The sequence below is a fragment of the Petrimonas sp. genome (genome assembly GCF_963921705.1).
Lineage (GTDB): Bacteria > Bacteroidota > Bacteroidia > Bacteroidales > Dysgonomonadaceae > Petrimonas > Petrimonas sulfuriphila.
In genome coordinates this window covers 3,471,625-3,488,785 of sequence record NZ_OY997410.1, presented here as the reverse complement: position 1 = coordinate 3,488,785, position 17,161 = coordinate 3,471,625, and the positions used below count along the sequence as shown (strand labels likewise).

Genomic DNA, 17,161 nt, shown 5'->3' with positions numbered 1-17,161 from the left:
TTTTCGCTCAAAACTATATTAATTATGAAGATTGCAGTAGTTGGAACAGGATATGTAGGATTGGTTTCGGGCGCATGCTTTTCCGAAATGGGAGTGGATGTAACTTGTGTTGACATTGACGAAGCAAAAATCGAAGGATTGAAGCAAGGTATTATCCCGATTTACGAACCCGGGTTGAAAAATATTGTGGTTCGCAATCACGATGCCGGTAGGTTGCACTTTACTACCGATTTACCGTCGGTTTTGAACGATATGGATATGGTTTTTATCGCTGTCGGAACCCCCTCGGACGAAGACGGAAATGCTGAGATGAAGTACGTCTGGAAGGTTACAGAAACCATTGGCGACCACATTGATAAACCGCTGCTGATCGTTACCAAAAGTACTGTCCCGGTGGGTACTTCACACCGGATCAAGGAACGGGTGCAGAAACGATTGGATAGACGCGGCCTCAGCAACCTGGGATTTGATGTAGCCTCCAATCCGGAATTCCTCAAGGAAGGCGCTGCTGTTGATGATTTTATGAGTCCCGACCGTGTAGTGGTGGGTGTGGAGTCGGAACGTGCCAAGGAGTTGATGACCCGGCTTTACCGCCCGTTTCTGCTTAACAATTTCCGTGTAATTTTCATGGATATTCTTTCTTCGGAGATGACCAAATATGCCTCTAACGCTATGCTCGCAACACGGATCAGCTTTATGAACGATATTGCCAACCTGTGCGAACGGGTAGGTGCAGATGTGAATATGGTGCGGCGGGGGATCGGCAGTGACACGCGTATCGGAAAGAACTTTCTTTACCCGGGTTGCGGTTACGGCGGAAGTTGTTTTCCCAAAGATGTAAAAGCGATCATCAAGGTGGCCGAAAATGCAGGCTATGAGATGAGTGTGCTTAAGGCAGTAGAGCAGGTAAATGAAAATCAAAAGAAGATTCTTTTCCAAAAATTCAGTGAGTTTTTCAACGGTGTAGTAGAGGGCAAAACCGTTGCTGTCTGGGGGTTGTCTTTTAAACCCGAAACTGACGATGTGCGGGATGCACCTGCTCTGCAACTGATAGACAGTTTGCTGGAATCAAATGTAAATGTTCGCGCATATGATCCGGCAGCTATGGATGAAGCCAGAAAACGGTTGAACGATAAAATATACTACGCTAAAGATATTTACGACGCTGCGAACAATGCTGATGCTCTCATTGTCCCTACGGAATGGAAAGAGTTTCGTCTTCCCAACTGGGAGATTCTGAAAAAAATTATGCGTACGCACCTGGTTATCGACGGGCGGAACATTTACAACAAGGAAGACCTCTTTTCCTACGGATTCGGATACCGGGGAATAGGTTTATAAAACGAAGTTCAGGTTATCAAAAAATGGATTTAATAGAAGCGCTTAACTGGCGTTATGCGACAAAACGGATGACAGGGGAAAAGATCGCGGAAAGCGACCTCAACATCATCTTGGAAGCCATTCGTTTAACGCCCACAGCATATGGTTTACAGCCTTTTAAAGTGGTTGTTACCCGAAATGAAGACCTTATCGGTGAGATTTACAGGAAGTCTTGCCCGCAAATTGTGATCAGGCAATGCTCTCACCTGCTTGTTTTTAAAGCAAGGAAAAAGCTCGACTCCGAATACCTGGAGGGTTATCTGAAAGAGATGAAGCGCCAGAGAAACTCCACGGATGAATACATAGACGGTTATCGTTCCAAGATTTTAAGGGTGATTGACGATCCGCAGATCAACAAATTCAGCTGGATGATCAGGCAAACGTATATCGCGCTAGGGTACGCCACTGTTGCAGCGGCAGCGTCGGGAATCGACGCTACTCCAATTGAAGGGTTTGATGCGCAGTCGCTCAATGAGGTCCTTCGTCTCGATACGGAGAAAGAGGAGGCTGTAGTGATGCTGGCGTTGGGTTACCGGGACGAGAAAGAGGATAAACTGATTTATTTGCCGAAAATCAGAAAACCGATGGATCTACTGGTGGAGAAGATTTAGCTATAAAAGGTTAATACCTTCTGTTTCGCATGGTAGTTGAACCTCCAGCCCTCTGTTTCTGACGATAGGGCAGAACCCGTGTTGTATCGGTGTCCCCTTTCCACAATCTCTCTTCAAAATCCCTGAGCTGTTGCTCAACTCGTTCTTGTTCCGCCTTCATTTCCTCGGGGGTGGAAGTGTATTGTGAAATGGCCAGGTTGCGTGGGTTGGTGGCCTTGTAAATTTCACCGTCGTAGTGTTTCATGCGGAAAAAATCATCGATCGTTCCCGTCATGGTGTTGTTGAGGCTTGAAGTCATGATGGGCATACGCAGAGTATAGGGGCGGAGTTCATCATACACGATCCAGAAGAGCGGATAGCGGACGGTTTGGGATTCGTAGTCGGCCTGACGATAGATAATGGGACAAACGGCAACTGTTTTAACCCCGTATTTCGATGTCCCGGTTTCAAAATAATAGGCTTCTTTCAGGTAATACCCCAGTACTTCGTGACTGGGAATATCCACCTCGCTGACGACGATGTTTCCGTTTTGAGTCTCGTGGAAAATTCCGAACCTGTCGAGAAATTCCTTGAAATCGATTTTATATTCATCCGTGAAGACCTCCCTGCCGTCCAGGTACTCGTAAGCCGTAATTTTGTTTTCGGAAAGCAGGTTGAAAATCAGGGTGAACAGGTTCATCCGACCTTGTTCCGGCAATACCGGATAGTAGAGCGGCGCGTTGCCTTCCTTTGACAGATCGAGATAACGGTAAATTTCACGCAACCATTTGGCATCGTTGATATCCGTGGATTGTGTACGGTTCATCTGTGTGGCGCGGCTGGTTAATTCCACGGTGCTGTTTGTATTGGATTGGCCTTGATTCCGGCGTTGCAGCCTTTCCCGCGCAGTCTCCTGGGAGAAACAGTTTCCGATACAACAGAAAATAAAGAACGAAATAAATATTGGCTTAAATTTCATTGTCGTATAATTTTTTAAATTTCCAGTCCGGGACTTCAATGCGTAAATCAGTTCACCCTCACCTCAATCACTGCTATTTCCCTTTCCAACCCATCGGGGCCGATGGCTTTCACGCCCGAAATATAGAAGTATTTGCCGCGTTGTAACCGGCGGATTTGTTCTTTTTGCCTTTCTGAAAACCGACTTCCTTCAGACACTTCGGGAATAGCATTTCCCATGGAGTCGAAAAACAGGGTGCGAAAGCCGGTTACCCGGAAGGGAATATTTAAAATGCCGTCGTCAATGGCGGCTTTTATCCCCTGAGTATTTACCAGCACGGCTTTGGCCAGGTTGCCGCCTTTAAAAACAACCGGGTTTCCGTTGGCATCAGCATATTCGATATAGGGGCTGGGGTCGGGTAGAGAGCGGACACGAAAATTTTTTGACGCCAGTTGCCGTACCTGACTGCCCGTTCTCGCGGATATCGAGACGGTGGCATCCCGGCCGGCGGCAACAGGTTTGGCTTCCCATAAGTTGCCTTTTCGGACGAGTGAACCGTTGGTCATGGTTGCCGAGACGTCTTGCGGTGCAATTCCCGGTACGGAGATACTGATCTCGTTCCCGATCCCCGCATAAAGGACGTTCATCAGCGTTGGTGCAATGGTGGCCGCGGGTTCTATAACGGTATAGTTGTCCGAAAAGCTTCTGCGTACCGTACTGCCATCGCTTCCCCTCGTTTCGATATAGCCTTCCACCGGAAAAGTTCCCACAGCGGAGCTTGCTGTGGAGAAGAACCCTTTTGCCGAGGGGTCGAGAGATTGGCCGTTTACGATTATGTCGGGAGATAGCGTGGAGTCTTCCGCCGAAAGGATGACCCGGGCATTGTAAGTACCACCTTGAATGATAACTTTTGATTCGGGGATGACGTATGCATTGAGTTCATTTACCCTGAAATCGCTTACGTCGATGCTGTTGAGCAGGCTGCCCAACGCTTCGCCTTCCGACAGGCGGACATCGTTCTGGATTTTGGAAAGGATAGCAACGGCTGCAGACACGGGCATTTTTTCAAAGAGCGACTCCTCCCAGTTTTTATGGGAGTCGTTCCTCTCAGAAGGGGTCGTGCTGAGGTTGTTTTCAATGATTTTTCGTCGGTTGTCGTCCTGGATAAGACCGGTTACGGTTTGTCGGAAGTGGTCAACAGCTGTGCGCAACCGGTGTCCTTGTCGGGCCGGAGGGGATAACAGGACAGAAGAGGCTGCATCCAGGTTGTCTTTATTCCGGATATTGTTTATGTCTCCTTTTTTGCCGTCCGACTCCTTTACAATTCTTATTTTCAGGTCTTCTATATAGCTCACTAGCGAGTCGCTCATTTGTTTCACTTGCACCCCTTTGTCGTACCATTCACCGGCCTTTTCCCTGTTTTGAGAGTTGTACCCCTCAAGCTCATCCATAATCAACCGGTTCCTGGTGTGCATATTTTCCGATGAATTGCTCAGGCTGTCACCAACAATATCGAATCCGGTGAGCACCTCTGCCGACACGTTAAGCGCCAGCATGGCGATAAACACCAGGTACATCAGGTTTATCATTTTCTGGCGGGGAGAGTTGGGATTATTGATAATCATTTGGGCTGCGTGTTTGTCATTGCATGAATCAAGCGTCCGTAAATTTGGTTTAGTTCCTGGATTTGCCGGGTCATTTTCTCGGTTTCCCTGCTGAAAATAGAACTGTCAGGTACGCTCCCTTCATACATCTCCTTGATTCTGATTAAGCCTTTATTGATCTGGTCGAGCGTATCGAGTTGCCCGCTGATGCCTTTCAGATGTATTTCGTAAATGGTGTTCAGTCCCGATATATTCCGGTTGAGTGCTTTCATTTGCTGAACATATTCTTGTTCAAACTTCATCACGTTTTCTGAAACCTCTCCGGGTTGCTCCTTCGGATACCGGGAAGTGACGGGGAGATCCTGTGCTGCCTGGATTGCCGGAGCTTCTTTTTCAGCCGGAACAGCCTTTGGTGGACGGTCTAACCCGTAGAGAATAAAAACAATACACTCTATGGCCATTCCTGTTCCGAAAATGATATTTCCCCAAATACCCCACCAATGCAATACCTTGACCATAGCCCCAAAAATAACGATGGCTGCGCCAAAGCTATAGGCGTATTGCAGAAACCGTTGTCCGTTATCGGTTTGAAGGCTGTTTTCTATTTTTCTGATTATTTTGTTCATTTTCTACCTTTTTCCGTATTGTTAATTTCCTATCGGAGTCCTTACGCACCGAAATCCAATGTAGGACCGTCCGTGGTTCTGATATTCCGAATCACGCATATCCGAGCGGATAAAGGTGGAGATGTCTTTCCACGAACCGCCTTTCACCACTTTTTTCTTCAACGGATAGGGGTCCTCGGCAGCGGCATTATACCGGTATTCGGGGTTCATGTCACTCATGAGTTGATTTCCGGATTCGGTGTAGGCCGTTGAGGTCCATTCGGCTACATTGCCTGCCATATCGTACAAACCGAAGCTGTTGGGGCGGTAGCTTTTCGTCTTGGCGGGAATCAGGTTGCGGTCGGCAGCATATGCACCTTCTCCCGGTTTGAAGTTTGCCTGGTAACAATCTTCCTCGGCTTGCGCCGCGGTTGGCCCCCAAGGGTATCTGTTTTCTGTTTTTCCACTTCGGGCGGCCATTTCCCATTCTGCTTCGGTGGGAAGGCGGTATTTTTCAACCTTTACATCCCGGCGCTGCAATCCCCGGCGAAGAAACAGGGTGCGCCATTCGCAGAACGCGGTTGCGGCCTCCCACGAAACACCAACTACAGGATGATGTGCGTAGCCGGGGTGAGAAAAATAGTTGCGCATGTAGTATTCATTGTTGGCGTTGCTAAAGTCGTTTACCCAACAGGTGGTGTCGGGATAGATGTTTACTATCCGGGTGTGTACAAAATCGTATAAACTGTTTAACGGACGCGTAATGGTTTCGTTCACGATACGTCCTTCTTCGTCGATATATGCTGTATCTTTTGATATCATGATCACCTCATCCGGATTTGCGGCGATATCGGTATTTAAAACTCTCTCCTGCGGATCAAGCCTGTTTTGTCGTTTTGCCGCTTCGGCAGCATCAAACCATTCGTAGCGGAAATTCATCTGACGGGCATCCAGCATTTTCTTTTTGGTAATCGGATGGGTAATGTACACGCTGTTGATGGCCGCTTCCTCTTCTTCGGTATTTCTTGTCCAGGGAATGGGAATACTCCAGTTGAGACGAGGTTGTACGGGTTCGCCGTATTCGTCTTCGGTAATCCTGAAAAAGTCGTCTCCGGCATAAGCAGGGTCGGCAAGACGTTCGCGGATGATGGAGTCACGTACCCAGAAGACAAACTGTTTATACTGCGAATTGGTAATCTCAGCTTCGTCCATCCAGAAGTTATCTACGGATACGCCGCGGGTAGGAACAGTCATCCCCCACAACGAATCGATCTCTCCGGGACCCATTCGATAAGAGCCCCGTGTGACCAGTACCATATTGTAGGGTGTAGGTTCATTCCAGACTTTTCCTACGGGAACCCCAGTCAGTTCACCTCCCGTGCTTATTCCAATACCCCGCCGGCCGCAGGAGGCCAGCACAATGAGAATCAGGATCGGAACAATTAATTTTTTTATTGTCATACAGTTTAAAAAGACATTAGAGCCAAGAGTTAGGATAAAACTTTAAACGTTAGATCTTAAAGAAGCCGGATACTTTTGTAAGGCATCGGTTCTCTCCTGAACAAATCTATCGGGAACCGGTACCTGAAGCTCACTTCGTGACTACCACCGCTTCCTTTTCCTATGCCAGATGTATACATGCTGTAAGCATAACCCATTTCAATATTCTTTATAATAGCCCCGGCGAATAAGGAACATCCTTCTTTACCGTTTCGAGACACACCTGCCGAGTACTTCTTGCCATATACCATACGTACGGCTGTATGCAACCGGGTGTCGGTTAAGCTCGTCATCAGAAGAGCCATTGGCTGTATTTCAACTAACGGATGAAAAACGTTTATATTGCATCCGGCCATGAAATTATACGAAAGGGGAATTCTTGAATGGATTGAATCGGCCTTCGCGTTTTCCGGTGGGCCGGGACTTCGCAGTGGGTAAAACGACGGTTGGTTAAGGTGCATAGCTGCCAGACCGGCGTGAAAATTCCGGGTTGTCCACGAAATTCCGGCATTCAGGTCGAGGGATTTTCTATCCGTAGGCTGGGCCCTGATGATTTTCCGGTAGTTTTTCGCAGAGTCGGTGGTCAGCTGTAGAGAAGCTGCATCGAAATTGAGATTCAGCATTCCCGCCTGAACGCCGATACGGAGTATTCCCTTTCCGAATTTTTGGTTAAACGTGTATTGGGCGGCAAAGAGGGTGTTTTGTTTATTTCCGGTGACGTTTGAAAGCGTTTGAATACCGATGCCGTGTTGTAGGCCCAAAAACTCAACCGGCATATCCATCGAAAGAAAAAGATGTTTGGGCGCATCTTTAATGTTTGTCCACCGGTAATTATAGATTCCCGAAATCTGGATTTTACCGGTTTCGCCGGCAAAAGACGGGTTGTAATAAGTCTTTGCCGTCCAGAATTGATTGAACGGAACATCCCATTGCGCTTGCATTTGAGCAATGCAGAACAGGAAAAATGCAGACAAAAAAATTAATCGCCGGTTTTCCATTGAAAGTATAACGGAAAACCGGCGAAAAAATTGTGCGGTTCATCACGGGTTTATTTCACTTTCGTAGGGATTAATCACCTTTTACACGCCCGAACCGTAGCATTTTCAGCATCCATTTTGGAAGCGGTTTTTCGGGATTACGGTTTTTCAGGTTGATGCTCAATCCTAGTTTCTTCATCACCGGAACTTTGTGTGTCTCCACAAACTCGATCAGTGTCCCGTCCGGATCCTCGATGTAAGCGAATTGCCCGGCGGCATCGCCCATATCAAACGAAGCACCTTCTTTGAACTTTTGGGTGGTATCTACGGTAAATGGATGCCCCAGTTCGGCACAGTGTTTCCCCAATGCATCCATGTTCCGGATGTCGAAGCAGATCTGGATAAATCCCGGATCGCCCCAGAAACGTCCTTCATAGAGTTTGCGCGGCGAACGTTCCAGGGGTTGTACCAGCTCGATGTATGACGGCCCGAACAGTTCACTGAAACTCCCTTTTCGAGGTTGGGAGTGGGTGAGCAGCCGGCGGTGGAACCGCTGACTGCCCGAAGGCAATCCTTCAAAATCCGCGAAAACACCGGTTTCGTCGGCGATGACCCTGTCGTAGCCCAGGATGTCTTTGTAGACAACCATTGCCTTCTCGATATCGGTTACACCGATTAGAGCACCTACTGCACCTCCGGTAGACCGGCCTTCGTTTTTGAAAATATATTCGTCTTGAACAATCTGGAACAAATTCCCGTAAGGGTCCTTCACGTAGAAAGTTTGTTTACCGTCTATGTCCTGACTCAGTTTGGTGACGATATTGACTTTTGGATCCCGGGAAAACTCCCCGAAGGTTTTCGCCACATCCCTACTTTTTATTTTGCACGCCAGTACACCCAGATCGCCCATATTCAATTCAAAACCGAGCCGTTTTGGTTTTCTTCCGGCATACTGCCATACTTCAAAACCGCCACCACCCTGCAGATTCACAGCGATTACCGCGTGACGGCGCTGGGGTACCCCTCCGGTATATGGAAGCATCAGTTCCGCTACCTTGTTGTCTTCCAGGATGCGGATATCCATATGAAACACGTCGATGTAATATTTCCACGCTTCGTGGAGGTTTTCCACACCGATACCGACTTGCTGAATGCCTGAAATAATATACTTATTCTCCATAGTTGTTTTACAAAAAGTGAAAGGGTTACGTTGTCCTGATTTTCCGCACTATTTTTCTTGCCAATCCCGGAAAAAACCGTTTGATATAAACCATCAGCAACTCTTTTCCGCCGACCAGCACTTCCGGTTTCTGCTTCCAGATGGCCTTCACAATTTTTCGGGCGGCTTTTTCTGCCGGTATACCCTCCGCTTGTCCGGTATCCATTTGGGCATGTCTGGTGCCGTCGGCTTCGAGGGCGTTGCAGGAGATGTTGGTTTTCACCCGTCCCGGACAAACCATCACTACGCGGATGTCCTGATCGTAATACTCGCCCTGCACGGTCTCAAAAAATCCATAGAGCGCGAACTTTGACGAGGCGTACGCAGAACGCAACGGAAATCCAAACTTGCCGGAGATGCTTGTGGTTACTGCCAGGGTTCCGCCTCCACCGGCAATCATTGCCGGAAGCAATCGTTTGGTAATCTTTACGGGAGCAAAAAAATTAATGTCCATGATTTTCTTGTCCACCGAGAAATCAGTGTCCACCGATTTGCCACGTTGACTGATTCCTGCGTTATGGAACATCACATCAATTTTGCCAAAGAAGGACAGTGCCCGGTCGGTAAGGGTATCCAATTGTTCTGTTTGGGATAGGTCGGCAGGCAAAATCTCACACTCCGCACCCAAATCGATGCACTTTTGCTGTACTTTTTTCAATTGGCCCTCACGGGTGCCTGTCAGAATCAACTTGTTCCCTTCAGCTGCGAATATATACGCGCAGGCTTCGCCGATACCCGACGAAGCGCCAGTGATCCATATAATTTTATTTGTACTTTTTTGCATAGTTTTAGGAACAACGAGAGAAAGACACTAGATCGTCAGGTTATTGTGAAAATTAATCATTTAATACATCTTTCCAAAGCTGATCCCGGTAACCGTCGATTTCGTGGGGTGCACACTCATCGGCATTGGTGACTTCCTGTGTGGTGTAGATCATCTGCTCCAGGAAATAGGGTGCACGAACAGCCCCTTCCCCGATGTTAACCATTACCGTCTCTCCGTCGTTGATCAGGTTTTTTTTCAATGCATTAAAAAAGCCGGCCACACAAACAGTTGATGCAGGCCCCGGAACCATTTTCTGCTCGTAAGCGATCAGTTTCCCCAGCGGAATCAGCTTCGATTCGCGCATCCTGACGAATGAACCGCCGGTTTTCCGGACTAATTTCGAAATGATAGGGTAGGTAGCCGGATTTCCGGTCGCCAGCGTGGGAACATTGGTTTTTGGATTGTCGATGACGGGATAATTTTTCTCGAAACCTTCAGGAAAGCCTTCGGCTTCTGCTTTTTCCCACGCTTGAACCATCGGGTCGCAACCGTCGGATTGCACCATGATAAAGCGTGGATTCTGAAGATCAGGATAGAGGTGACCGATCTCACGTATTCCTTTATCAATCGCTAATGGACCTGTACCTCCACTGATGGCCTGAATATATACATCGGGTGCTTTCCCGAGTTGACGCAACCATTCAAAAACCATTGTCTTTTTGGCTTCGATCCGGATGGGATCGATGTTCCCGGTGGACATCTGTATGTGGTGACGCCGGGCGTATTCGGCGGCCACTTCCTTGGCCTTGGCATAATCACCCATTACGCGGAAGACCTGTTGCCCGAAAGAACTGATGGTGGCCTCCGAGGCCCGGATAGCGTCTTCTGGCATAAAAACCGAACAGTTCACTCCGGCAATGGACAGGTACTTAGCGTATGCGGTAGCCGAGTTTCCGGTGGAAGCAATGCAGTATTGTTTCAGGTTATTTTCTTTGAATATGCTCGCTGCAAGTGCTGCGGCAACATCTTTGAATGTACCTGTTCCCCCGTTCAAATCGTTGCGGTAAGCGTGGACCTCAAGGGTTAACCCGTATTCTTTTTTGGCAAACTCTTCCAAAAAATGCCACCGTTCGATAGGAACGGTCCCTTCGTACCGGGTAATGATGTGCCTTTTTAGCACCAACGGCAAATAAGGAAAGTAGTGCCAGAAATTTTGCGGATTCCCTTTGATAAAACGGGGTAATCGTTTGTAAGAGGTGTTATACCAAACTTCGGAGTGCTTACTGCCGCAATTGGGGCACTTCTGAAACTGATCGAACCATGCTTTGAAACTGGGTGTCACAAAACCGCATCCGGCACATTTCAGGTAGTACTTTTTTTGCCTTTTTACGCGTAGTCTCATTTCTATTACATGGTCATCGACCGCATTTCGTCAGAAATATATTTTCCTGCTTCGAGGTTGACTTTTATCTTTTTGAAAACGTCTATGGTTTCGTTTACTTCCTTCATCGTGTGTGATGCCGTAGGTATAAGGCGGAGCATTAAAACACCCTTCGGCACTACCGGATAGACAACGATGGAGCAGAAAACATTGTGGTTTTCACGCAGATCAATCACAATATTTGTCCCTTCGGGTACCGATCCACTGAAATAGACAGGGGTGACCGGGGATTGCGTATTCCCGATGTTAAACCCTTCGGCCACAAGGCCATCCTGGAGTGCTTTGGCTATTTTCCATAGATTTTCTCTTATTTCGGGTCGATTTTGGAGAATATCCAACCGTTTGAGCGCGCCGATTACCATAGGCATCGGGAGAGATTTGGCGAAAATCTGGGAACGCATGTTGTACTTCAGCGAATCGACAACGGCTTTATCCGAGGCTACAAAAGCCCCAATACCTGCCATCGATTTGGCAAATGTGGCGAAGTAAATATCCACTTCGTTCATCAATCCGAAATGTTCACTCGCTCCTGCTCCCGTTTTTCCCATCGTTCCGAATCCGTGTGCGTCATCGATCATTAACCGGAAGTTGAATTGTTTTTTCAACGCTACAATTCCCGGCAGGTTGCCCAGATCACCTGACATTCCGAAAACCCCTTCGGTGATTAACAAGATTCCACCGTTATTTTCTTCGGCCTGTTTGGTGGCGAAGCGGAGCATCTTTTCGGCACGCTCCATATCGTTGTGCGGGAAAACGAAACTCTTTCCGCCTTTGGCTTTGTGAAGGAATATGCCGTCCATGATGCAGGCGTGCGACTCGGAGTCGTATACAATCACATCGTGACGTGTACAAAGCGAATCGATGATGGAGACCATTCCCTGATATCCGTAATTGAGAAGATAAGCAGCCTCCTTTTTCTCGAATTTGGCGAGGCGTTCTTCCAGTTCTTTGTGGTATTTTGTTTGACCGGACATCATTCGGGCACCCATAGGATAAGCCATTCCCCATGTTGCTGCAGCTTCCGCATCCGCTTTCCTTACTTCGGGATGATTGGCTAGTCCGAGATAATTGTTTAAACTCCAGGTTATTACTTCACGTCCGTGAAACTTCATTCTGGGTCCAATCTCTCCTTCGAGTTCAGGAAACATAAAATAGCCTTCTGCTTTTTGGCGATACTGCTCCAGCGGACCTTCCATACCTTTTAGCCGGTCAAAAATATCTAACATAAAATTTTAAATGTTTGATTAAAAAAAATTAGACTTTGAAAATCAAGAACCAAGACTAATTTATGCTATAGGATTAGAATCCTTGACTTACGACTTCTTGATTTCTTGTACAAAAATAATCTTTCTTTCTGAATTTGTGAAATTTCCGTCTTTTTTGTTTGTCCCTGATTATTTTACTGATCATAATTTATTACTTTTGTTTTGTGAAAAAACAAAACAGTTTCCAGGACGAGCTGAAAAGATTCAAAACAGTCTTGAATTCGGTAAAAATAACTGTAGAAAACTTTCAGGCTCCATCAAAAAATAAATAACATGAAGAAGTTCTCAAAGCAAATTGTTGCATCCTCAATTTTCATTATCGTTTTCGTTTCAAGTCTTTTGGCGCAACCTGCACAAACCCTGATTGACGTGAATATAGCGCCTGAAAAGAGTGACTGGGTATATAAGCCCAATGAAAAGGCCAAATTTAACCTGTCCGTCACCAAGAACAATATCCCCGTGCAGAATGTATCTGTTTGGTACGAAGTCGGCCCCGAGATGATGCCTCCTTTAAAGAAAGAAAATATCGTGTTGAAAAACGGGACAGCGACCATTGATGGCGGCACCCTGAAAGAGGCTGGATTTTTACGTTGTAGAGTGGTGGCCACATACGAGGGAAAAGAATATGCAGGATTGGCAACGGCTGCTTTTAATCCTGAAGGGATTCGTCCGACAACGGATGAACCAAAGGATTTTATCGGATTTTGGGATGAAGCAAAGGCTGCGAATGCAAAAATACCCATGGATGCAAAGGTGAGGTTGTTACCCGAGCGTTGCACGGAAAAAATAAATGTGTATGAGGTAAACATACAAAACTATAAGTCAGGCACCCGTTTGTTTGGTATTTTGTGCGTTCCCAAGGCAGCAGGAAAATATCCGGCTATTTTGCGTGTACCTGGAGCGGGAGTGCGCCCCTACAATGGAGATACAGGTAACGCAGAAAAAGGTGTTATTACTTTTGAGATCGGTATTCATGGCATTCCGGTAACAATGGATGCATCCGTGTACGATAACATCAGAACGGCATCGCTCGATGGTTATCAGAATTATAACCTGGATGACAAAGATCGTTACTATTATAAACGTGTTTATTTAGGTTGTGTACGTGCAGTGGATTATATCTTCAGTTTACCTGAATTCGATGGAAATAATATTGTCGTGCTGGGTGGAAGTCAGGGCGGTGCTTTGTCTATCGTTACCGCTGCTTTGGATAACCGGATAAAAGGGCTGGTCGCTTTTTACCCTGCTCTTTCCGATGTTACAGGTTATTTGCACAATCGTGCGGGAGGATGGCCTCATTTTTTCAATGCAGCTAACCTTTCGTTCAACAATTCACCGCAGAAAATTGAAACCAGCAAATATTATGATGTTGTTAATTTTGCGCGTCATTTGAAAGTACCCGGATTTTATTCATGGGGATACAATGATGTAACCTGTCCGCCTACCTCCATGTATGCTGCTTACAACGTGATCACGGCTCCGAAAACCCTTTTCCTTGTTGAAGAAACAGGGCACTGGACATACCCTGAGCAGTGGGGGATGGCTTATGAATTTGCTCTTAACATACTTGGGAAATAATCAAACCCATCTGTAAAATAAAAGAGCCGCCTGATATTTATCAAACGGCTGTACTCTATATAACAAGAATGGATGTTACCTCCGCTCTTTCTGTTTGATCTCTTCAAACTCCACATCAATGGCATCGGTAGTTTCAAAACTTTTTTTCTGATAATCGAGGATCCGTGCTTCCTGTGTTTCCGGTTCATTCTGTTGTTGTTGCGAATGACGGCTGTGGGGGTTGGCTTGAGGTTTTCGTCTGGTTCCGAAAAGGGCACGCCCCAAAAAATTGATTACCATGTAAATAACTGCAAATACCAGTAAGACCTTAATTAAAAATCCCATGTTCTAGTCATTTAATTCAAAAATATGTGTAAAGATAAGAGGAATAATTAAATGTATTTCAACGCTTTTAAAAAATTAACGAATGAGTTTGTTTTTTCTCATTGTGGCAATTGACATAACAATGTACACCAGAATTCCCCAAGCTACCCCCGTAATCCCCCAAAGTAAAACAAACGCAACTATCACAACAACGAGCAATAGCTGTCTCTCATTTCCTCTGATCTTCAAGCTTTTTATTTTGAGTGAAAACATGGGGATCTCGGAAACCATCAGTATTGAGAGAACCAGAATAAAAACTACAGTCAGGTAGAAATAAAATCCGTTGGTGACAGCCGCCTGATGCGTACCGTACACGTAGCTGATCCAAAATAATCCGTTGGCGGGTGTAGGAAGGCCGAGAAATGAAGTTGTCTGGCGATCGTCGATGTTGAATTTTGCCAGCCTGTAGGCCGAGAAAACCGGGATCAGGAAAGCCAGGTAGGGGATGATCGGTTCCGGTTGGGCAAGAAAAGAGGGGAAAAGTGTAAATTCCTCCAACAGCATAAAGACGGCAGACGCAGGTGCAACCCCGAAACTGACTATGTCGGCCAAGGAGTCCAATTCTACTCCGATCTTGGAAGAGACCCCCAGTGACCGTGCGGTCCATCCGTCGAAAAAATCGAAGGCGGCTGCCAGTATGACCCACATGACGACCGCTGAGAAATTTCCCTTGAATGCCATGACCATGGCAATACAACCTGAAAACAGGTTCAGCAAGGTAATTATATTAGGAATTTGTTTTTTCATCCCCTTTTAGTCTTTGCGGTAACCGTGCCAGCAGTGTTTCGTTGGCTCTGACCTCATCGCCTATTTGAACCAGGATCTCGCTGTCGATGGGCAGAAAGACATCCATCCTGGAGCCCAGTTTGATAAAACCCAGGCGGTCTCCGATATGATAATATTCGCCTTCCCTGACGTAGGTGACAATTCGACGCGCCACCGCACCGGCGATTTGCCGGGTAAGTACACGGTGCCCGTCGGGTGTCTCAATGATGATGTTGCTTCTCTCGTTCTCGTGACTTGATTTAGGCAAGTATGCTGCGTGGAAATTACCTTTTTCGTGTGAATAATGCACTACTTTTCCCGTGACGGGTATCCAGTTTGAGTGTGCATTAAAAAATGACATAAAGATGGAAATTTGTATCCGCTCTTCGTTAAAGTATTTTTTTTCAAAAATCTTTTCAATCACTACGATTTTCCCGTCGGTAGGTGCATTCACATAATCCAGCAAGTCCCCTTCGTAAACGCGGCTTGGCTTTTTGAAGAAATTCATCATCAGGGCAAAAACCACTACTGAAATAAACAACAGGATAAAAGAAAAGGGACTTTCCGGGAAAAAACGGAACATAAATCCGTTTAATAATACCAAAATAACGGTTGTGACAAACAGCGTTTTTCTCCCTTCCTTGTGAATTAGCATGATGTAAGGTTTTTAAATAGAATCGGTTTCGAAATATTTTTTCTGAAAAGCGGAATCAATGGGTTGTCCGTTTTCCGTATCGTAGTTTATGCTGCCTGAGTTCTCGATTTGTTTTCTGTATTTCTCCGGAACAAATTCTTCCCACACTTCCTTATTCAGGTAGGGAACGATGGCAGGTACTGCAACACGGACCTTTTCGTAAAAAAAGGATTTCTGTTTTATATTGGGTTTAATGATTTTTTCTTCTCCGTCGAGCATAAGAATAAGATTGAGCAGAATACTTAGAACAACAACGGTTGTCCCCATGGAAACCACACCTCCGAGAATCCGGTTGATAAAGTTGAGGTTTACCGATTCGAACACTTTTTGTACGAGAAAACCGATTAATGAGACAACAGCCGCTATGGCTAGGAAAGCAGCCACGTAGGAGAGTACATGGGTAACCTGTGGAGAGAAATCGAACGTTTTTTGGAGGTAAGGCAGAACGGTAACAGCCAGCTTGCCGGCGAAAACGGCAGCGAGAATGACGGTTGCCAACCCAACGAGCATCATAACCAGCCCTTTCCTATATCCGTTTACGAATGCGACAAGCAGAAAAATAAGTATGATGAGATCAAACCCGTTTAACATAATTCAATCGATGTTTATTTTTTGAGCTTCAATGTTCTCTTTCAGAAATAAGGACGCCATATCTGCAAATTTCCCGGGTAGGTCGGTCGTGAAATATCTAACTGTGCCGTCTTTGGAGCATCTTTTCTCCATTTCCGGGTGACGTTGAAGGTACTCTTTCAGGCTTTCCGCCACGTATTTCCCTTGCGATATAACTTGAATACCCTGGGGTAAAAACTGTTTTATTTTAGTGATCAAGAGTGGGTAATGTGTGCAACCCAGGATAATGGTGTCGATTTTATCATCCTTTTTGAGCAGGTTGTGGATGTGTTGTTTTACAAAATAATCGGCTCCGGGTTTATCAAATTCATTGTTTTCCACCAGTGGGACCCATATGGGACAGGCTTCACCCGTCACTTTCAGGTGGGGATGCAGTTTGGTAATTTCGATATCGTACGATTGGGAATTTATGGTGCCTGATGTCCCGAACACACCGATATGGCCTGTCTTTGTGAAACCGGCAACGGATTCGACCGTAGGGCGAATGACGCCCAGCACCCTTCTCGATGGATCCATTGCGGGTAAGTCGACCTGTTGGATGGTCCGCAACGCTTTTGCCGATGCGGTGTTGCAGGCTAAAATAACCAGGTGGCAGTTCTGCCCGAAGAACCATTTTACGGCATCTTTTGTAAATTGATACACGATCTCGAAGGAGCGGTTCCCATAGGGTGCCCGGGCATTATCACCCAGATACATGTAATCGTATTGAGGAAGTAACGATTTGATTTCGGACAATACGGTAAGCCCGCCATACCCGGAATCAAAAATACCGATAGGCGATTGTTGTTGTTCAGTACCCGCTATCACACTTTTTGGCGATAATAAG

17 protein-coding genes are annotated in these 17,161 nt (G+C 46.3%); 3 read left to right on the top strand and 14 right to left on the bottom strand.

The window, feature by feature from the left end; all coding sequences use genetic code 11:
- Nucleotides 1-24 precede the first annotated feature (24 nt).
- Nucleotides 25-1,341, top strand: coding sequence for a UDP-glucose/GDP-mannose dehydrogenase family protein (locus AACM02_RS14720; protein WP_339117395.1), 1,317 nt, complete (start codon nucleotides 25-27; stop codon nucleotides 1,339-1,341).
- 23 nt (nucleotides 1,342-1,364) lie between these two features.
- On the top strand, nucleotides 1,365-1,991 hold the full coding sequence (locus tag AACM02_RS14715; protein ID WP_214062360.1) for an NAD(P)H-dependent oxidoreductase: 627 nt from the start codon (nucleotides 1,365-1,367) through the stop codon (nucleotides 1,989-1,991).
- A 10-nt stretch (nucleotides 1,992-2,001) separates the two neighbouring features.
- Here the strand turns inward: AACM02_RS14715 and gldN are convergent, their stop codons facing one another.
- The 9 genes from gldN to AACM02_RS14670 form a co-directional block, all read right to left on the bottom strand.
- Nucleotides 2,002-2,949 (bottom strand): gliding motility protein GldN, encoded by a 948-nt coding sequence (gene gldN, locus AACM02_RS14710; RefSeq protein WP_339117394.1) that lies wholly within the window; start codon nucleotides 2,947-2,949, stop codon nucleotides 2,002-2,004.
- A 47-nt stretch (nucleotides 2,950-2,996) separates the two neighbouring features.
- The gene (gene gldM, locus AACM02_RS14705) at nucleotides 2,997-4,553 is read right to left on the bottom strand and encodes a gliding motility protein GldM (protein ID WP_339117393.1); all 1,557 of its coding nucleotides are present in this window, start codon (nucleotides 4,551-4,553) and stop codon (nucleotides 2,997-2,999) included.
- Nucleotides 4,550-5,158: a gliding motility protein GldL gene (gene gldL, locus AACM02_RS14700; protein ID WP_214062363.1), complete on the bottom strand. Its 609-nt coding sequence runs from the start codon at nucleotides 5,156-5,158 to the stop codon at nucleotides 4,550-4,552. Before gldL ends, gldM begins: the two co-directional genes overlap by 4 nt.
- A 21-nt stretch (nucleotides 5,159-5,179) precedes the next feature.
- Entirely contained in the window at nucleotides 5,180-6,592 is a 1,413-nt protein-coding gene (locus tag AACM02_RS14695; protein WP_339117469.1) for an SUMF1/EgtB/PvdO family nonheme iron enzyme, read from the bottom strand.
- Nucleotides 6,593-6,654: 62 nt separating this feature from the next.
- Nucleotides 6,655-7,635, bottom strand: a complete 981-nt coding sequence (locus AACM02_RS14690) for a PorP/SprF family type IX secretion system membrane protein (protein ID WP_339117392.1) — start codon at nucleotides 7,633-7,635, stop codon at nucleotides 6,655-6,657.
- Nucleotides 7,636-7,705: 70 nt separating this feature from the next.
- Entirely contained in the window at nucleotides 7,706-8,794 is a 1,089-nt protein-coding gene (locus tag AACM02_RS14685; RefSeq protein WP_339117391.1) for a VOC family protein, read from the bottom strand.
- Between the two features lie 25 nt (nucleotides 8,795-8,819).
- On the bottom strand, nucleotides 8,820-9,617 hold the full coding sequence (locus AACM02_RS14680; RefSeq protein ID WP_339117390.1) for an SDR family oxidoreductase: 798 nt from the start codon (nucleotides 9,615-9,617) through the stop codon (nucleotides 8,820-8,822).
- A 52-nt stretch (nucleotides 9,618-9,669) separates the two neighbouring features.
- Entirely contained in the window at nucleotides 9,670-11,001 is a 1,332-nt protein-coding gene (locus tag AACM02_RS14675) for a pyridoxal-phosphate dependent enzyme (RefSeq protein ID WP_332457014.1), read from the bottom strand.
- A gap of 5 nt (nucleotides 11,002-11,006) precedes the next feature.
- Nucleotides 11,007-12,266 carry a pyridoxal phosphate-dependent aminotransferase family protein gene (locus tag AACM02_RS14670; RefSeq protein ID WP_214025222.1) on the bottom strand — a complete coding sequence of 420 codons (1,260 nt, stop codon included), beginning with the start codon at nucleotides 12,264-12,266 and terminating at the stop codon, nucleotides 11,007-11,009.
- A 312-nt stretch (nucleotides 12,267-12,578) separates the two neighbouring features.
- Between AACM02_RS14670 and AACM02_RS14665 the strand changes: the two genes are divergently transcribed.
- Nucleotides 12,579-13,883, top strand: a complete 1,305-nt coding sequence (locus AACM02_RS14665; RefSeq protein ID WP_339117389.1) for an acetylxylan esterase — start codon at nucleotides 12,579-12,581, stop codon at nucleotides 13,881-13,883.
- Between the two features lie 75 nt (nucleotides 13,884-13,958).
- Here AACM02_RS14665 and AACM02_RS14660 read toward each other — a convergent pair whose 3' ends face one another.
- The 5 genes from AACM02_RS14660 to murI all read right to left on the bottom strand — a co-directional run bounded on the left by AACM02_RS14660 (nucleotide 13,959) and on the right by murI (nucleotide 17,142).
- On the bottom strand, nucleotides 13,959-14,207 hold the full coding sequence (locus AACM02_RS14660) for a hypothetical protein (protein WP_214025220.1): 249 nt from the start codon (nucleotides 14,205-14,207) through the stop codon (nucleotides 13,959-13,961).
- Between the two features lie 75 nt (nucleotides 14,208-14,282).
- On the bottom strand, nucleotides 14,283-14,993 hold the full coding sequence (pssA, locus tag AACM02_RS14655) for a CDP-diacylglycerol--serine O-phosphatidyltransferase (protein ID WP_339117388.1): 711 nt from the start codon (nucleotides 14,991-14,993) through the stop codon (nucleotides 14,283-14,285).
- Nucleotides 14,974-15,666, bottom strand: coding sequence for a phosphatidylserine decarboxylase family protein (locus tag AACM02_RS14650; RefSeq protein ID WP_332457017.1), 693 nt, complete (start codon nucleotides 15,664-15,666; stop codon nucleotides 14,974-14,976). The genes pssA and AACM02_RS14650 overlap by 20 nt, the downstream gene beginning before the upstream one ends.
- A 12-nt stretch (nucleotides 15,667-15,678) precedes the next feature.
- Nucleotides 15,679-16,296 (bottom strand): CvpA family protein, encoded by a 618-nt coding sequence (locus tag AACM02_RS14645; RefSeq protein ID WP_332457018.1) that lies wholly within the window; start codon nucleotides 16,294-16,296, stop codon nucleotides 15,679-15,681.
- 3 nt (nucleotides 16,297-16,299) lie between these two features.
- Nucleotides 16,300-17,142 carry a glutamate racemase gene (gene murI, locus AACM02_RS14640; protein WP_332457019.1) on the bottom strand — a complete coding sequence of 281 codons (843 nt, stop codon included), beginning with the start codon at nucleotides 17,140-17,142 and terminating at the stop codon, nucleotides 16,300-16,302.
- Nucleotides 17,143-17,161 lie beyond the last annotated feature (19 nt).

Bases quoted from the DNA above. Each gene is read 5' to 3' on its own strand.
- AACM02_RS14690 (WP_339117392.1), bottom strand. From the start codon at position 7,635: ATGGAAAACCGGCGATTAATTTTTTTGTCTGCATTTTTCCTGTTCTGC.
- AACM02_RS14720 (WP_339117395.1), top strand. From the start codon at position 25: ATGAAGATTGCAGTAGTTGGAACAGGATATGTAGGATTGGTTTCGGGC.
- gldL (WP_214062363.1), bottom strand. From the start codon at position 5,158: ATGAACAAAATAATCAGAAAAATAGAAAACAGCCTTCAAACCGATAAC.
- pssA (WP_339117388.1), bottom strand. From the start codon at position 14,993: ATGAAAAAACAAATTCCTAATATAATTACCTTGCTGAACCTGTTTTCA.
- AACM02_RS14660 (WP_214025220.1), bottom strand. From the start codon at position 14,207: ATGGGATTTTTAATTAAGGTCTTACTGGTATTTGCAGTTATTTACATG.
- AACM02_RS14645 (WP_332457018.1), bottom strand. From the start codon at position 16,296: ATGTTAAACGGGTTTGATCTCATCATACTTATTTTTCTGCTTGTCGCA.
- AACM02_RS14685 (WP_339117391.1), bottom strand. From the start codon at position 8,794: ATGGAGAATAAGTATATTATTTCAGGCATTCAGCAAGTCGGTATCGGT.
- gldN (WP_339117394.1), bottom strand. From the start codon at position 2,949: ATGAAATTTAAGCCAATATTTATTTCGTTCTTTATTTTCTGTTGTATC.
- AACM02_RS14675 (WP_332457014.1), bottom strand. From the start codon at position 11,001: ATGAGACTACGCGTAAAAAGGCAAAAAAAGTACTACCTGAAATGTGCC.
- AACM02_RS14670 (WP_214025222.1), bottom strand. From the start codon at position 12,266: ATGTTAGATATTTTTGACCGGCTAAAAGGTATGGAAGGTCCGCTGGAG.
- AACM02_RS14650 (WP_332457017.1), bottom strand. From the start codon at position 15,666: ATGCTAATTCACAAGGAAGGGAGAAAAACGCTGTTTGTCACAACCGTT.
- AACM02_RS14715 (WP_214062360.1), top strand. From the start codon at position 1,365: ATGGATTTAATAGAAGCGCTTAACTGGCGTTATGCGACAAAACGGATG.
- AACM02_RS14665 (WP_339117389.1), top strand. From the start codon at position 12,579: ATGAAGAAGTTCTCAAAGCAAATTGTTGCATCCTCAATTTTCATTATC.
- AACM02_RS14680 (WP_339117390.1), bottom strand. From the start codon at position 9,617: ATGCAAAAAAGTACAAATAAAATTATATGGATCACTGGCGCTTCGTCG.
- gldM (WP_339117393.1), bottom strand. From the start codon at position 4,553: ATGATTATCAATAATCCCAACTCTCCCCGCCAGAAAATGATAAACCTG.